Source organism: Legionella lytica, assembly GCF_044626755.1.
Lineage (GTDB): Bacteria > Pseudomonadota > Gammaproteobacteria > Legionellales > Legionellaceae > Legionella > Legionella lytica_A.
On record NZ_JBGORX010000007.1, the window covers coordinates 41495 to 55689 of the forward strand.

Here is a 14195-nt window from a genome sequence, read left to right on the forward strand (position 1 = left end):
CCTTATATTAAATTGGGCTTAAGTGAATGGTTTTCAGTGCTAGTAACATCAAATCAATGATTTTTATGCCGATAAAGGGAATAATTAAGCCTCCCAAGCCATACACTAAAACATTATTGCGCAGCAGTTTTGCTGCTTCCACATGGCGATATTTGACGCCTCGTAAGGCAAGAGGAATAAGAAAAATAATAATGAGCGCATTAAAAATTACCGCCGACAAGATGGCACTTTCCGGAGTGCTAAGCCGCATGATATTTAGATTGTTCAGCATAGGATAGGTACTGGCAAATGCTGCTGGTAAAATAGCAAAATATTTGGCGACATCATTGGCGATGCTAAAGGTAGTTAGTGAACCGCGAGTCATTAACAATTGTTTACCAATTTCAACGACTTCAATGAGTTTGGTGGGATTAGAATCTAAATCAATTAAGTTTCCTGCTTCTTTGGCTGCTTGAGTACCCGAGTTCATGGCTACAGCAACATCTGCTTGCGCCAAGGCAGGGGCATCATTTGTTCCATCTCCAGCCATTGCCACCAAATGCCCTTGTGCTTGTAACTGACGAATTAAGTTTAATTTTTCTTCGGGTTTGGCATTGGCTAAAAAGTCATCGATACCGGCTTCGGCAGCGATTGCTGCTGCGGTTAAAGGATTATCCCCAGTGACCATAATGGTTTTAATACCCATGCGGCGTAATTCGGCAAAGCGCTCACGGATTCCCCCTTTGATTATATCTTTAAGGTGAATGACCCCTAAAACTTGTTTATTTTCCAGAACAACCAAAGGAGTTCCACCTTGTCGGGAAACTTGCTCCACAATTTGATGAGCTGCCTCAGGTAAATGCCCATTAATTTCTCGCAGATACAATTCAATTGCTTGAGTTGCTCCTTTTCTAATTTGGCGTCCAGGCAAATTAGCCCCACTCATCCTGGTTTCGGCGGTAAAGGGGATAAAACTAGCTTTTAATTCGCTGATATCACGACCACGTAAACCATATTGTTCTTTAGCTAAGATAACAATACTGCGCCCCTCGGGTGTTTCATCAGCCAGTGAAGACAGTTGGGCCGCATCGGCCAGCGTCTCAATGGAGACTCCCTCTAAAGGGATAAACTCAATAGCTTCTCGATTACCTAAGGTAACGGTACCCGTTTTATCGAGTAGTAACACATCAACGTCTCCTGCCGCCTCTACCGCACGGCCAGACATGGCAATAATATTGGCTTGAATCATGCGATCCATACCGGCAATACCTATAGCGGATAGTAAACCGCCAATAGTTGTTGGCGCCAGGCAAATAAACAGAGCAATTAAGATGGTAAGGCTGATTACTTTACCTGCTCCTGCACTCGCTACGCTGTAGATAGAAAAAGGAAGCAGGGTGGCACAAACTAAAAGAAAAACAATTGTCAGGGCAGCAAGCAATATGGCAAGTGCTAATTCATTGGGTGTTTTTTGGCGTTGTGCCCCTTCAACCAGGGAGATCATTTGATCTAAGAATGTTTCTCCTGGATTGGAGGTAATACGAATAATTAACCAATCAGAAAGTATCTGAGTGCCCCCGGTTACGGTATTACGGTCCCCCCCACTTTCACGAATTACGGGAGCACTTTCGCCGGTAATAGCACTTTCGTTGACTGAGGCAATTCCCTCAATGACTTCGCCATCGCTGGGAATAAAATCGCCTGTTTCTACTAATACAATATCGCCAGCCCGTAAACAGCCGGAGCGGATGTGGGTGATTTCTGCATTTTTTTTGGGTTTCGCTAATTTCTTTGCCTGAATTTCATGGCGTGCTTTTCTTAATGCTTCAGCCTGAGCTTTCCCTCGTCCCTCTGCCATACTTTCGGCAAAATTCGCGAAAATAAGCGTAAACCAAAGCCCTAAAGTGATCGCTAAAATAAAACCAGTCTCTGTTTCCCCCAGTCCTAACAATGATTGAATAAATAAAGCGGTTGTTAATAGTGAGGCAATATAAACCGTAAACATGATTGGATTACGGATTTGGTATTGTGGGGTTAATTTTAAAAATGAAGCACGGATGGCAAGCTTTACCGTATCACTACCCCAAAAGGATACACGATGCATTTTAAGATCCATATTGGCCCCACAAGGTTAGATGTTCCACAATTGGCCCTAGTGCTAAGGCGGGCAGAAATGACAGTGCGCCGATCAGAAAAATGACACAAATAACGAGCATAATAAACAGAGGAGTATGGGTAGCTAGAGTCCCAGTAGTTTGAGGAATTATCTTTTTTTGCGCCAATGAGCCGGCAAGGGCAACGGTAGCTATGGCAATCCAGTAGCGCGAAATCAACATGATGAGACTACCGAGCAAATTATAGAATGGGGTATTGGCATTAAGCCCGGAAAAAGCACTGCCGTTATTGTTGCCCAGGGAGGTGAATGTATAAAGAACCTCAGTAAAACCGTGTATGCCTGGGTTGGCAATCGCATGGGTGCCACCTTGAGTTACTACCGCTAATGCGGTGGAGATAAGAACACTAAGTGGCATGACTAAAACGGCAATGGATGCCATTTTCATTTCATAGGGTTCAATCTTTTTGCCTAAGTATTCAGGCGTTCGTCCAACCATTAAGCCCGTCACAAATACGGTAAGGATGACAAACATGAGCATGCCATAGAGGCCTGAGCCAGCTCCTCCAAAGATGGCCTCGTTTAAATGCATCATCCATAAGGGAATTAATCCACCTAGAGGGGTGTATGAGTCCAGCATTGAATTTACTGAACCATTGGAGCCGGCTGTAGTAGCCACACTCCACAGTGCTGAGCTAGTAATTCCGAAGCGCGTCTCTTTACCTTCCATGTTGCCCCCGGGATAGCTTTGGGCAATGGCTGTAGGACTAAGCCCCATAGAAGTTAACGCTGGATTTCCTTTTTGTTCTGCCATGACTCCGCAGAGGACAAAGGGAATAAAAACAATAAACATGACGGCAAGAATAGCCCAACCTTGGCGATTATCATGGACCATTTCTCCGAAGGTATAACAAAGGGCTGCAGGAATTAATAGAATGGCAAGCATTTCTAAAAAGTTGCTTAAGGGGGTAGGGTTTTCAAAGGGATGCGCAGAGTTGGTATTGAAAAAGCCACCACCGTTGCTGCCTAATTGTTTAATGGCAACTTGGGAGGCAACTGGTCCCATAGGGATAACTTGCTGGATTAGCGGCTTGCTTGCGCTCTGTATCGTATTATTCTTGTCTGTAATCGCTTGTTCTGAGGTATCGCTAAGGGTTTTTGGGGAACTGTTGGCTTGTACCAGTTGGATGGGTTGATTGGGTTTAATATTTTGAATTACCCCTTGGGATACCAATAGTAATGCAAAGATAAATGATAAGGGCAGCAGAATGTAGAGAATGCTGCGCACCATATCGACCCAAAAATTACCTAGATTTGTACTTTCATGTTGGGCAATGCCGCGGCTTATGGCTACCAATAAGGACATGCCTGTTGCTGCAGAAACAAAGTTTTGTGTGGTTAGAGCCAGCATTTGCGTAAAATAACTCATGGTGGTTTCGCCGGAGTAGGCTTGCCAATTGGTATTGGTGGCAAAACTGATGGCAGTATTTAAGGCTAAATCAGGAGCGGGGGAGGGGAGTTGTTGTGGGTTAAGGGGAAGATAAATTTGCAAACGTTGAATGAGATAAACCGCGAGGAAACCGAAAAGGTTAAAAATAAGCATGGATGTCAAATAGTATTTCCAATCCATCGCTTGGTTCGTTTTAATACGGCAGATTCGATAAATGAATAGTTCAAATTGATTGCCAATGCGATTGAGCCAGAAATCCTTTCCTTCATAGACTTTAGCCATGTACCAGCCTAAGGGCTTTACCGCGGCTAATAAGACTAAAAGAAAAACCACGATTTGCAATGACGCGATTAATGTAATCATAGAATCCTTTCTAACAGTTTGTTTTTATTTAATTAAAAAAATTCTGGCTTTAATAAAACAAACAAAAGATAGACCAGCAAGCCAACAGCGATTATTCCCGCAACGAGATAGGTAATCATTGCTCACTCCGTGATAGTTTATCGTAGAAGTTGATAAGTCCTAGGCACAAAATAAAAAACAGCAGGGTCATGCTAATGAAGAGTAAATCGTCCATAATGTTCTCTGTTATTTTTCACCACCTGATTATTACCTAAAACATAGCATATGAATGGGAATCTGACGATATTTTTGAGCTGCTCTAAAAAAGAACCAATTATTTTGCCAAGATGATTTAATTATGTATTTTTTTGCTTTAAAATGCCACTATTAGTTTTTTTTGAACATAAAGATGAAAAAATACCTAGAGCAATTACATTTCGCCATGGGCATTCTGCGGCAAAAACTGACCCAGGACAACACAGAGGCCCGTCTTGCACTATCTCCTAGAGCGCAACAAGCGATGGAGCTTTTCGGAGCAGAACTCAGTGCGCGAGTTGCCGAGGTACAAAAAACAGAAGCAGTACGAATTCGTCTCGAGCTGGAAAAGATGGATGCGAGTGCTCCCATACATCAGCAAAAAGTGGCATTGTTGAGCGCAATAAACACCGCTGGCGCTGCCCTAAAGGGGTTATATTTTGATTTATTTGCTAGCAGCTTATTTTTAAAAGAAGGCTTTAATGGCTGCATGGAACATGCCACATTGATGTTTCTTATATTAAACAAAGAATTTTTGTTAGATCCCGATGTCCTTATTGAAAGTATGGGAGTGTACAACAAGCTCAATCCAATGATGAACCATAATTTCTTAGTGATTAACCGATGTCCCGGGGACTATCCTTTAATTGATGTTGCCAGTTGGGGTAATGAATGCCTGGTTGTTGATAGTTGGTTAGGGGTGATTGCCTCTCCTTCCGCAATGCCCTCTGGGTCTTCAATTCATTCTTTTCTTCATGGTAGAGATATTTGTTCGATGAGAGTCGAATACACCAACCGATTGGGCATGGAACTTTGCGTCTATCCACAAGGCCATTTATTCCATCAGATAGAGCGTGATACCCAACAGGTTATTCATACTGAATTTAAAAAAATCATTGAGCAATATACTGAGATATTAGATTTACCTTGGTTTAAGGCCAGTACAAGCCCCGCAGCGTCCAGTGCAACATCCATACATGGTTTATTTCCTCCTGTGCGCAGCGACGTGGAAGAGACTCATGCGCAACTCTCCCTAGAAATTAAACAATGTTGTGCGGATAAATATCAGAGTGTCGTTGAGGCTGTTCAAGGGAAGCAATACACCTTGGCATTACGTAAAGCCAGTGCTGTTGGTCATATCGAACTGGTAAGTATATTGTTGAGTTATAAGGTATTAGGCTTTGATATTAATGAACCATCAAAGACTTCTACTAATACTGCTTTGGATTGGGCGATTAAAAAAGGCCATGCGGAAACTGCTGCTTTAATTGAAAAGCATGGCGGAAAAAGTGGTTCTGCCGAAAATGACACGCAAAAGGTAAATAAATTATAAACCAATTGATTCTTGGAAACACAGCAAGAGTGCCTTTATTAAGTTCCCCCCTATAGAGGCACTTGGCAGATAGGATTGGTTTATTTTCCCTAAAATTATGTTATACCTTAATTAATAGACTATAAAAATTATCTACTATGTCTCTGCGATGAGGCCTCTTATGAAAAGTCGTTATTGGTATTTACTGGTTTTTATTTTTCCTCTTTCGGCAATCATTGGTTTTATGTTTGCTGGGATGGCCAGCTTTACTACATTATTCTTTTTCAGCATGATACTTCCTGCCGCTGAATTTTTTTGCGGTGAGGATTATGTAAAACCTTATGCCCAGGAAAACGAGAGTCATACTTATTACAGATTTGTTTTGTATGGTGTCGTCATTAGCCAGGTTATTTTAACTTTTTGGGGCGCTTATGCTGCCAGCCATAGCCAGTACTTTTTTGAGGCGATTGGCTATGCGCTGGCCGTTGGCATCAATGGTGGGATTGCCTTTTGTGCTGCACACGAATTAATCCATAAAAATAATCACATGGATAATTGGATGGGGAATATTGTTTTAATTTGTACCGCCACAGGTCATGCTCCTATGGAGCATGTGCTGGTTCATCATGGTCCTTTTATTACGGGAACTTCAGCTGATCATGTGCATGCACCCAATGGGATGGGTTTTTATAGTTATTATTTAAAGTCGATGGTGGGGTTGCGTACCTCCGCGTTTGCTGCAGAAAAGAAATTAATGCGGCGCAAAGGTTATTCTATTTTCAGTTGGCATAATCGTTTAGTCATGTTTAATCTGTGTACTTTTATCTTAGCCTTAGTCTTGGCAACTCTTTGGGGAATGTCGGCATTTCTTTATTTCATCGGTGTGGTGCTTGTTAGTAGTATTGTTATTCTGGGTGCTGCCTATATTCAACATTATGGTTTGGAGCGTTTTACCTTGCCCGATGGTAGCTATGAAAAGTTTAGTGCCATGCATTGTTGGAATTCCAATTATATTTTAACCAACTATTTGTTATTTCAATTGCCTCGTCATTCCATACATCATTTGCGTCCTGGCCGTGATTATGAGGTGAGTGTGGATAGCCCACAAAATCCGCAACTGCCGTATGGATATTTTGTATGTAGTTTAATTATTTTCATTCCAGGATTGTGGCAGAAACTTATGGCACAACCGGTTCAGCAGAATCTCGAATTGCGGCACAAGGCGGCAAATATGCACCAGACCACTGGAGGCATTTCCGAGTAGGGGAATATAGCGTCTCATGGCAATGAATGCGGTGACGAGCGCCCAGAAGTTTGGAGCACAGAACTCTGGGTTGCTTCACTGCCTTCGCAATGACGGTGTTTTCGGTTGTGGGAGGCATGCCTAGCTAAATTTTATAATCTTTTTTCCATTGCGCATGAGTCAGTGGATCCACTAAGGACATATCTACCTGGTCATCAGGATTGCGAATCCAATAAGCATAATCTGCGGCAGCCAGAATATAGCGGTCGCTGGCGCTATCACCATAAGCATAGACTGTTCCATGTTCTTGGTTGTGGAGAAGTTTTCTTAGTGCAAGTAATTTTTTTTCGCCGACAAAGCTATGATCCGCTATGTTGCCAGTTAAAAATCCTGCATCAGTTACTTCAAGCTTAGTGGCGATGAGGTCATGGATTTCGATTTGCTTACCCCAAGGGTGCATATAAAGATCTAAGGAGCGTGTAATGATGATATTGCGATGCCCTTGTTCTTTATGCCACACCAACCGTTGCACAATTTTTTCATAAAGATGATTTGGCATAATTTCTTTAGAAAACTCATCGGCAATCTGAGTCAGCTCTTCGAGTTTTCTTCCTTTAAAGACGGAGCGGACCATTTTATTTAGGGCATATTCATCACTGAGCCTTGATAAAAAAAGTAAGCTCCAGAAGGCATTACGAAAAATAAATTGGCAATAACCCATATCTCCCAGTAAGTAACGGAAAAATCTAAGACCACAAATCCCGTCGCTGAGTGTGCCATCAAAGTCAAAAACCGCGATAGGTTGTCGCATAAAATCCTCTAACTGTGGGGGAGTATAATAATAAGCCATACAATCGTTGCATTGAGTATGGCTAACATGACAGCGGCAGAGCCAATATCTTTAGCTTTTTTGGTTAATTCATGCCAACTTAAATCAATACGATTCAATGCGGTTTCCACGGCTGAGTTGAGTAATTCAACAATGGGAACTAGTAGAAAAGAGCTAATTAAAGCAATACGTTCCAATGCTGAATTCCCTATCCAAAAGGCAGTAGGCAAGGCAATAAAACTGGTATAAATCTCTAAACGGAATGCAAACTCCTCTTTGAATGCAACTTTTAATCCATCTAAGGAATAAAATGTTGCTCTTTTAAATTGCAATCCTACTTTTGCCAGAAACTTGAGCATTCAATGTACCTTTAAAAATATACTTATGATGATCCTAGCCCTTAAGATATGCTTAATTCTGGACTAGACCTTTATTTTTTTCAAATTGTTAACCAATAGAAACCCACCAATCTTATTGATTATTCACTCTATTTTCTTTCTTTAATCCAGACGATTTTTGACAAAATATTTATCATTTGCTAGCTTTTAATAAAATCCGTAGAGCTATTAAACAAAGGTTGTATCCATTTACGTTCTCGAGGGACCGATGTATGAGCAGCCGTTACTGTAGTTTAGTTAGCTTACTAGAAGCAAAAGCACAATCAAAACCTGATTTTCCTCTGTATACCTTTCTAAGCAGAAATACGGAAGAAAACGGCATTCTAACGCTTGAGACCTTGGCTGAACAAGCAAGAAAAATAGCGATCCTCTTACAACAAAGCACTCACCCTGGAGAGCGTGTTATTATTATCTATCCCCCGGGACTTGAGTTAATTGCGGCTTTTTTTGGCTGTTTATATGCCGGCGTCATAGCCATCCCGGTTTATCCGCCCAATACTAAAGCTTTGGTGACTAAACTGCACCATATTATTCAAAATTCTGGAGCTACAGTCGCCTTAACCACCGATGAAGTTTTACGTAAAATTAAAAAGTTAAGAGTCGTAAAATTATTAAATAAAACCCCCGTTCTCGGCAAAATGGTCAATCATCTTGTCGGTCCATCGTTTGAACGCCATAACCAATTGCTGGGTTGGAATTTTGAAAAAATGCATTTTCTGGTTACGGACTATTTATCTGATTATTCGGGAAACGGCTGGAATAAACCATTAATTACTGCGGATGGACTCGCCTTTTTACAATACACCTCAGGGTCTACCGGAAAACCCAAGGGGGTCATGGTTAGTCATGGGAATTTATTAAATAATTTAATGGTCACCCAATTGCGTAATCGTTCATCCGAAGAAGATATTTGTGTTTCCTGGTTACCACCTTATCATGATATGGGGCTTATTGCGGGAATTTTGCAGCCTCTGTTTACTGGCTATCCCGTAAAGTTAATGGCACCCATGTCTTTTTTACAACGCCCTGCTGCTTGGTTAGAGGCTATGTCCCACTTTAGGGGAACTATTACTGGAGCGCCTAATTTCGCTTATGATTTATGCAGCGATAAAATTACTGATGAAGAAAAAATTCATTTGGATTTAAGTAATTGGCGAATAGCTGCAACAGGGTCTGAACCTATTCGCTGTTCAACCATAGATAAATTCACCAATTTTTTTGAAGAGTGTGGCTTTCAAGCGGATGCTTTTTATCCCTGCTATGGTTTGGCTGAATCTACCTTAATGGTTACTGCCGTAGATCCTAATGAAGGGGTACAAAGTCAGTTAGTCGATAATAAAGCCTTAAGTTTAGGGCAGGTACGTTATTGTGAGGCCAACTATCCTCATGCACGTCGTTTGGTCAATTGTGGAAAGCCGGCGGATGATTTTCATGTGGTGATTGTTAATCCTGAAACCCTGCAGGTATGTGCTGAGCGAAAGGTTGGGGAAATTTGGGTGACCAGCAAGAGTGTCACTCAGGGATATTGGCAATTGCCAAATGAATCAAACTATTGTTTTCATGCAAGAACTCCTGGTGATGAACGTACTTTTCTGCGAACCGGTGATTTGGGTTATCTTGCCGAGGGGGCGTTGTATGTTACTGGGCGGCTTAAAGACATGATTATTATTCGCGGCTGTAATTATTACCCTCATGATTTGGAGGATACCATTAATGGCTGTCATTCTCAGCTGCGTGTGAATTGCTGTGCCATTTTTGCGGTGGAGGAGAATGAGCGAGAATATTTAGTGGTTGTTCAGGAAATAAATCAGCATATAGAAGCAGAGGTGGCTCGAGAGATTATTAGAATAGTCCGCAGTCGAATTTTAAAAGAGCATGGGATTCCGGCCGATATTGTGGTGCTTGCCGCACATAAAGCAGTTCCTAAAACAACCAGTGGCAAAATTCAGCGTCTATTATGTAAGAAAAATTACTTGGAAGGTTCCTTAGAAATTTTCTATATTGATAGTATCCATGATTCAAGCTCTATATCTAAGCTCCTGCAAAATGTTCGCTTTTGTGTACTGTGAGAATAGGGAGGCTATATTTATCCTGCGCAAGGAGAGATGATGTTGGAGTTACACAAAGCGGCCCAAAAGCAAGAGATTCAGCAGGATTTGCTGTATCTCATTCATCATCTGCATGCTGCTGATTCCTCATCTGAGTTCTTGAGCTTAGATTCCTTGGCAAAAATTGAATTGCTAACCGCCATTGAAAAAAAATTTGCTGTGTGTTTAGAGGAGCATGAAATCGCCGAGGCCAATACTTTAGATGATTTAACTGAAATTATTCTCGCGAAAAAAAAACAATGCAAGCGCTTGGGTTCTTTATTAATGAAGCAGACAACAAACACCTCCATTTCCTTTAAAAAATCGCTTCTGCGTAGCATCATCCATCGCTTTATACGTGAATGGGCCCATAGTCGTTTCGGCATCGAGGTTATTGAGAGCCCTTGTTTGCCCTCAGAGGGGCCTTTTATTCTTGCGGCAAATCATAGTAGCCATTTAGATAATTTAGCATTAATGATGGGAGGGAGCTTTGATAATTATGTTTTATTGGCGGCTAAAGATTATTTTTATGAGCCTCGTTCCGTGAGGCTTTTTTTACTGAAAAAACTATTTAATTTACTTCCTTTTGAGCGAAGTTCCGTACCATCAGCGATGTGGAATAATATCAATCGTTGTAAAGCTGTGATTAAAGCCAATAAAAATTTAATTATTTTTCCTGAGGCCACACGTTCTTTAAATGGTGAAATTCAAGCGTTTAAAGGGGGTTGTGCGATGTTGGCTTGGGAATTACAAGTTCCTATTGTTCCGGCCTACATTCATGGTACTTATAATTGTTTACCTAAAGGAACAAACTGGCCTAAGAAAGGAAAGATTATTGTCAGTTTTGGCACACCCATCGTCACGAAAAACTATGTACCCAATGGAACTGAGCTACACTATCAATACTATAAAATGATTACGCAAGAGCTGGAGCAGCAGATCAAACAGTTGAGGGATGATCTGTACGTTAAGGAGCACCTATGATGAGAATCGCAGAGTTAATTTCGCTACCCAGTGATGAATCCGAGGTTCGCTTTGAGAAACACGGACAGAATTTCGCTTTATTTGAGATGCAGGGTTTACGTCCAACTCAAGAAGATGCTGCCGTAGCCTATTGGTACTCAGAAGACTCCTTTAATGCGTTAACCGCACAGGATATAGGGCATCGTTTATGGACCAGCTATAAATTGATTAATCAACACTGTCTCAAACCTGGTTTTGGTGGTTCTACTGCCTCCACCACTGTTTATGATGGAAAAGGTAATTTAATTACCGCCACTTTAGGGGATTCGGTGGTTTTTGCAGTGGTCTATTTTCCTAATGGGCATGTGGCTTCGGTCGCACGTTTAAACAAGGTCATTCATCATCCCCATCTTGATCAAGAGCGCTTGGGACAGGTACGTGGTCTTGTAAACAATGGACGCTTGTTGGGGCGATATGGTTCTTTGGCACTATCCAGGGCACTGGGGGATTATGATTTTATTGAATCTGGGCTTTGTGATGATGCGCACATTGATATAACCCCCAGTGATTTTACCCATGCTTCTGGGATGAAGATCCATATTATTACTACCTGCGATGGATTTACGGAGCCAGTCCCCGGGCCAAGCAAAGAAAATCAGGAACAATGGTTTTGGCAACAATTACAGTCTATTGATAATCCTGGTCTGCATACGGAAACGGATTTGGCACGCTTACTTGCATTTAAAGCATTGCATGCGGGTTCTAGGGATAATATTTCTGTTTCGGTCCAAGTATTAACTAAAAATACCCCTTTCTTAGTTGGCATTTATGATGGACATGGGGGCGATTCTACCTCAACTTATGTTGCCAGCCACATTGCCCAGGTATTTGAGCAACAATGTGGTTTGTCTGCAGAAGCCTATGCGGAGCAGACTTTAAGTGTGGATCAGAATTGGTCGATTTATTCTCGTGATAATCAGTAGAAAATTTTTTCGCAAATTTAGTTGTTTTTACTGTCTTACTAACTATAGTTAAAGGTAGGAAAACACTAGAAAGACTATAGGAGAGCTATTATGGATAATGCAAACCGTGATGAACGATCACATGTTTCTGAAGCTGCTAGTGACTTATTGAATGAAGGGAAAAAATGGGCTAATGAGGTACGAGAAGAGGGCATGAATCGTGCCTGCCAAGCTGAAGAGAGCCTTAAAGAATGCACTGATGAATTGTTGAAAAAAATACAACAAAACCCACTAAGTTCCGTATTAATTGCTGGCGGGATAGGCTTTTTACTCTCTAAGATTTTGAGAAAATAATGGAGGCCTTAAAGCAGGTTGAGGAACTCGTTTCGACAAGGATCAGCCTTGTAAAATCCATATTTTCAGTGATGCGTTTGGAGGCTCGCCTGGCGGGGCTTAGTGTGTTTCCATTGCTGCTGAATGTCTGCCTGCTACTCATTGTTTTAATGACCTTTTGGATTGGTATTTCATTATTACTGGGGTATGAGTTTTTTGTTATTTCTAATAATTTTTTACTCTCGCTAGTCTTAGTCGTTCTTTTTAATCTGGGCGTCTTACTGGGCCTGGCGAAGTACCTTACTTTTAACCTGAAAAATATGAGCTTTGAAAAAACCAGATCCTATTTTTCCCAAAATAAGAGTATGGATGATGAGCAACTCGAGGAAACAGTTACGAGCGCAAATAACCGCGATGGACAAAAGGGTACATCTGCAACGGGCACTGGTGGCACAGAATAAGCGATTTCTGGGGTTGCATAAGGTGAATTATACGGTGGTTTTGGTGATTACTGTATTAGTTCCTTGTATGTGGATCGGTTGGAAGCTCAGTGAAAAAAAATGGCTTGATCGGATAACTGCTCAGATTGCGGAATTGATGACCTTAACTTTTTTCACCTATTTCCGTAAGGAATTGATGAACTTATTAAAACCTACTCAAGTAGATTGAGGCAGGTGATTGCTATGCACTCGCTTTTGAGCTCCGTCACATCTACCCCTACGTCCTTCGGCTTATCCGGCTTTGTTGCACATTTCGGCCTATGAGACTCGGACAAGCCGCGGAACGTAGAGATAGAGTATGCATTACGGCCTTGTCATCCATCGGGCCGCTGGACCTTGTTATGCGTAATTATAACCACCAGTTGGCGTCAACTCCTTATCATTAGAAGGAGCATTATGCACCGGAGTATGGACTTTATTAATACACGCTTTATTATAGCCCAACGAGTTCAAGATATTTTTCTGACACCTTTCAGCCAGTCCTAAAGCAATCTCAGGGCACTTTTCCAGTAATGAGACAAATCGAGAATCTTGTTTCCCTTCACTTTCAACACATAATTCACCAAATTCATGCCATAGTCTCTCTATTACCTTGGCTTGAATGGCATCCCAGATGATATTTTCCCCTTTAAACTTCAGGAGCTTCATTTGTTCTGCTACTTTACGATACTCTTCTTCTGTTGAGGGTAAGGCAAAAGTGTGCGCTTCTTCTGCGATAATCGCATGCATTCTGTTGAGCACGAGCTCGCTGTTAAATAGTTTCTCGACTGCTTGTTCATAGGGTAAAAAACATTGAGTGCTGGGCTCATAAATAAAAAATTCCCCCTCTTCAATATCATAATACCAGGCATGAATTTTTAATTTATTTACTTGCACACGTTCTTTAACCACATCCAGAGTATGTAAGTGTTCTATTTGTAAGTGAATATTTTCCTCAGTGAGGCATTTTAATTTTTGCTTTGCATCTTCCATCTCTGGGTGCTTTTCATGAACGCGGTCCAGAGCTGGTTTGGCATACGCTTCAAGGAATTCTGCAACTAGTGGTAAGCTTTCGGATAGGTTGGGGTTTAATAAGCCTTTCATCGCACCGCAGTCTGAATGCCCACAGACAATAATTTCGCTTACATTGAGTACTTTCAATGCATATTCAGCGGTTGCTCTTTCGCCGGTAGGGTAAGGTACTTTGGGCGGAAAAATGTTTCCGGCATTGCGGATAACAAATAACTCGCCGGCATCTGCATGGGTGACGTATGAGGGAACAATCCGGGAATCGGAGCAGGTGATCAAGAGGGTATCTGGAGATTGCCCCTTGATTAAGGATTGAAATAAGTCACGCTTTTCAAGAAAACCATTATTTTTAAAATGACGAATTCCTTTGAGTAGCTTGATAGGCATATAGTGCTCCTGTTTTTTTTATCAACAAAGGTTC

The 14195-nt window shown here is 41.5% G+C and carries 14 protein-coding genes; 8 read left to right on the forward strand and 6 right to left on the reverse strand.

All coding sequences use genetic code 11. The annotated features are described in order from the left end of the window. Nucleotides 1–7: 7 nt before the first annotated feature. From kdpB to kdpF, 3 genes are read right to left on the reverse strand one after another with little or no spacing between them, the layout of a single operon-like run. Complete coding sequence (kdpB, locus tag ACD661_RS13380; protein WP_400188371.1) at nt 8–2095, reverse strand: potassium-transporting ATPase subunit KdpB; 2088 nt, start codon at nt 2093–2095, stop codon at nt 8–10. Beyond that, on the reverse strand, nt 2085–3905 hold the full coding sequence (kdpA, locus tag ACD661_RS13385; RefSeq protein WP_400188372.1) for a potassium-transporting ATPase subunit KdpA: 1821 nt from the start codon (nt 3903–3905) through the stop codon (nt 2085–2087). Before kdpA ends, kdpB begins: the two co-directional genes overlap by 11 nt. Nucleotides 3906–3937: 32 nt before the next feature. Beyond that, entirely contained in the window at nt 3938–4024 is an 87-nt protein-coding gene (gene kdpF, locus ACD661_RS13390; protein ID WP_400188450.1) for a K(+)-transporting ATPase subunit F, read from the reverse strand. Nucleotides 4025–4293: 269 nt separating this feature from the next. On the opposite strand from kdpF, the gene ACD661_RS13395 reads away from it, so the two are divergent. Both ACD661_RS13395 and ACD661_RS13400 read left to right on the forward strand, forming a co-directional pair. After that, the gene (locus ACD661_RS13395; RefSeq protein WP_400188373.1) at nt 4294–5472 is read left to right on the forward strand and encodes a hypothetical protein; all 1179 of its coding nucleotides are present in this window, start codon (nt 4294–4296) and stop codon (nt 5470–5472) included. A 160-nt stretch (nt 5473–5632) separates the two neighbouring features. Beyond that, nucleotides 5633–6715: an alkane 1-monooxygenase gene (locus ACD661_RS13400; protein WP_400188374.1), complete on the forward strand. Its 1083-nt coding sequence runs from the start codon at nt 5633–5635 to the stop codon at nt 6713–6715. A gap of 124 nt (nt 6716–6839) precedes the next feature. Here the strand turns inward: ACD661_RS13400 and ACD661_RS13405 are convergent, their stop codons facing one another. Further along, a complete protein-coding gene (locus tag ACD661_RS13405; RefSeq protein ID WP_400188375.1) occupies nt 6840–7505 on the reverse strand; it encodes an HAD-IB family hydrolase in 666 nt (221 codons plus the stop codon). Between the two features lie 8 nt (nt 7506–7513). After that, nucleotides 7514–7882, reverse strand: coding sequence for a diacylglycerol kinase (locus ACD661_RS13410; RefSeq protein ID WP_400188376.1), 369 nt, complete (start codon nt 7880–7882; stop codon nt 7514–7516). A gap of 251 nt (nt 7883–8133) precedes the next feature. On the opposite strand from ACD661_RS13410, the gene ACD661_RS13415 reads away from it, so the two are divergent. The 6 genes from ACD661_RS13415 (at nt 8134) to ACD661_RS13440 (ending at nt 12935) form a co-directional block, all read left to right on the forward strand. After that, nucleotides 8134–9990, forward strand: a complete 1857-nt coding sequence (locus tag ACD661_RS13415; protein WP_400188377.1) for a fatty acyl-AMP ligase — start codon at nt 8134–8136, stop codon at nt 9988–9990. A 39-nt stretch (nt 9991–10029) separates the two neighbouring features. Beyond that, a complete protein-coding gene (locus ACD661_RS13420; RefSeq protein WP_400188378.1) occupies nt 10030–10992 on the forward strand; it encodes a 1-acyl-sn-glycerol-3-phosphate acyltransferase in 963 nt (320 codons plus the stop codon). Beyond that, nucleotides 10989–11954, forward strand: coding sequence for a PP2C family serine/threonine-protein phosphatase (locus tag ACD661_RS13425; RefSeq protein WP_400188379.1), 966 nt, complete (start codon nt 10989–10991; stop codon nt 11952–11954). Before ACD661_RS13420 ends, ACD661_RS13425 begins: the two co-directional genes overlap by 4 nt. Nucleotides 11955–12044: 90 nt before the next feature. Continuing rightward, nucleotides 12045–12287 (forward strand): hypothetical protein, encoded by a 243-nt coding sequence (locus ACD661_RS13430; protein WP_400188380.1) that lies wholly within the window; start codon nt 12045–12047, stop codon nt 12285–12287. Next, nucleotides 12287–12727, forward strand: a complete 441-nt coding sequence (locus ACD661_RS13435) for a hypothetical protein (RefSeq protein ID WP_400188381.1) — start codon at nt 12287–12289, stop codon at nt 12725–12727. Before ACD661_RS13430 ends, ACD661_RS13435 begins: the two co-directional genes overlap by 1 nt. Beyond that, nucleotides 12714–12935 (forward strand): hypothetical protein, encoded by a 222-nt coding sequence (locus ACD661_RS13440; protein WP_400188382.1) that lies wholly within the window; start codon nt 12714–12716, stop codon nt 12933–12935. Before ACD661_RS13435 ends, ACD661_RS13440 begins: the two co-directional genes overlap by 14 nt. 170 nt (nt 12936–13105) lie before the next feature. On the opposite strand, the gene ACD661_RS13445 is transcribed toward ACD661_RS13440, so the two are convergent. Further along, nucleotides 13106–14161 carry a carbonic anhydrase gene (locus ACD661_RS13445; protein WP_400188383.1) on the reverse strand — a complete coding sequence of 352 codons (1056 nt, stop codon included), beginning with the start codon at nt 14159–14161 and terminating at the stop codon, nt 13106–13108. Nucleotides 14162–14195: the final 34 nt, after the last annotated feature.

Bases quoted from the DNA above. Each gene is read 5' to 3' on its own strand.
- ACD661_RS13400 (WP_400188374.1), top strand. From the start codon at position 5,633: ATGAAAAGTCGTTATTGGTATTTACTGGTTTTTATTTTTCCTCTTTCG.
- ACD661_RS13430 (WP_400188380.1), top strand. From the start codon at position 12,045: ATGGATAATGCAAACCGTGATGAACGATCACATGTTTCTGAAGCTGCT.
- kdpA (WP_400188372.1), bottom strand. From the start codon at position 3,905: ATGATTACATTAATCGCGTCATTGCAAATCGTGGTTTTTCTTTTAGTC.
- ACD661_RS13395 (WP_400188373.1), top strand. From the start codon at position 4,294: ATGAAAAAATACCTAGAGCAATTACATTTCGCCATGGGCATTCTGCGG.
- ACD661_RS13435 (WP_400188381.1), top strand. From the start codon at position 12,287: ATGGAGGCCTTAAAGCAGGTTGAGGAACTCGTTTCGACAAGGATCAGC.
- kdpF (WP_400188450.1), bottom strand. From the start codon at position 4,024: ATGATTACCTATCTCGTTGCGGGAATAATCGCTGTTGGCTTGCTGGTC.
- ACD661_RS13425 (WP_400188379.1), top strand. From the start codon at position 10,989: ATGATGAGAATCGCAGAGTTAATTTCGCTACCCAGTGATGAATCCGAG.
- ACD661_RS13415 (WP_400188377.1), top strand. From the start codon at position 8,134: ATGAGCAGCCGTTACTGTAGTTTAGTTAGCTTACTAGAAGCAAAAGCA.
- ACD661_RS13420 (WP_400188378.1), top strand. From the start codon at position 10,030: ATGTTGGAGTTACACAAAGCGGCCCAAAAGCAAGAGATTCAGCAGGAT.
- ACD661_RS13445 (WP_400188383.1), bottom strand. From the start codon at position 14,161: ATGCCTATCAAGCTACTCAAAGGAATTCGTCATTTTAAAAATAATGGT.
- kdpB (WP_400188371.1), bottom strand. From the start codon at position 2,095: ATGGATCTTAAAATGCATCGTGTATCCTTTTGGGGTAGTGATACGGTA.
- ACD661_RS13405 (WP_400188375.1), bottom strand. From the start codon at position 7,505: ATGCGACAACCTATCGCGGTTTTTGACTTTGATGGCACACTCAGCGAC.
- ACD661_RS13410 (WP_400188376.1), bottom strand. From the start codon at position 7,882: ATGCTCAAGTTTCTGGCAAAAGTAGGATTGCAATTTAAAAGAGCAACA.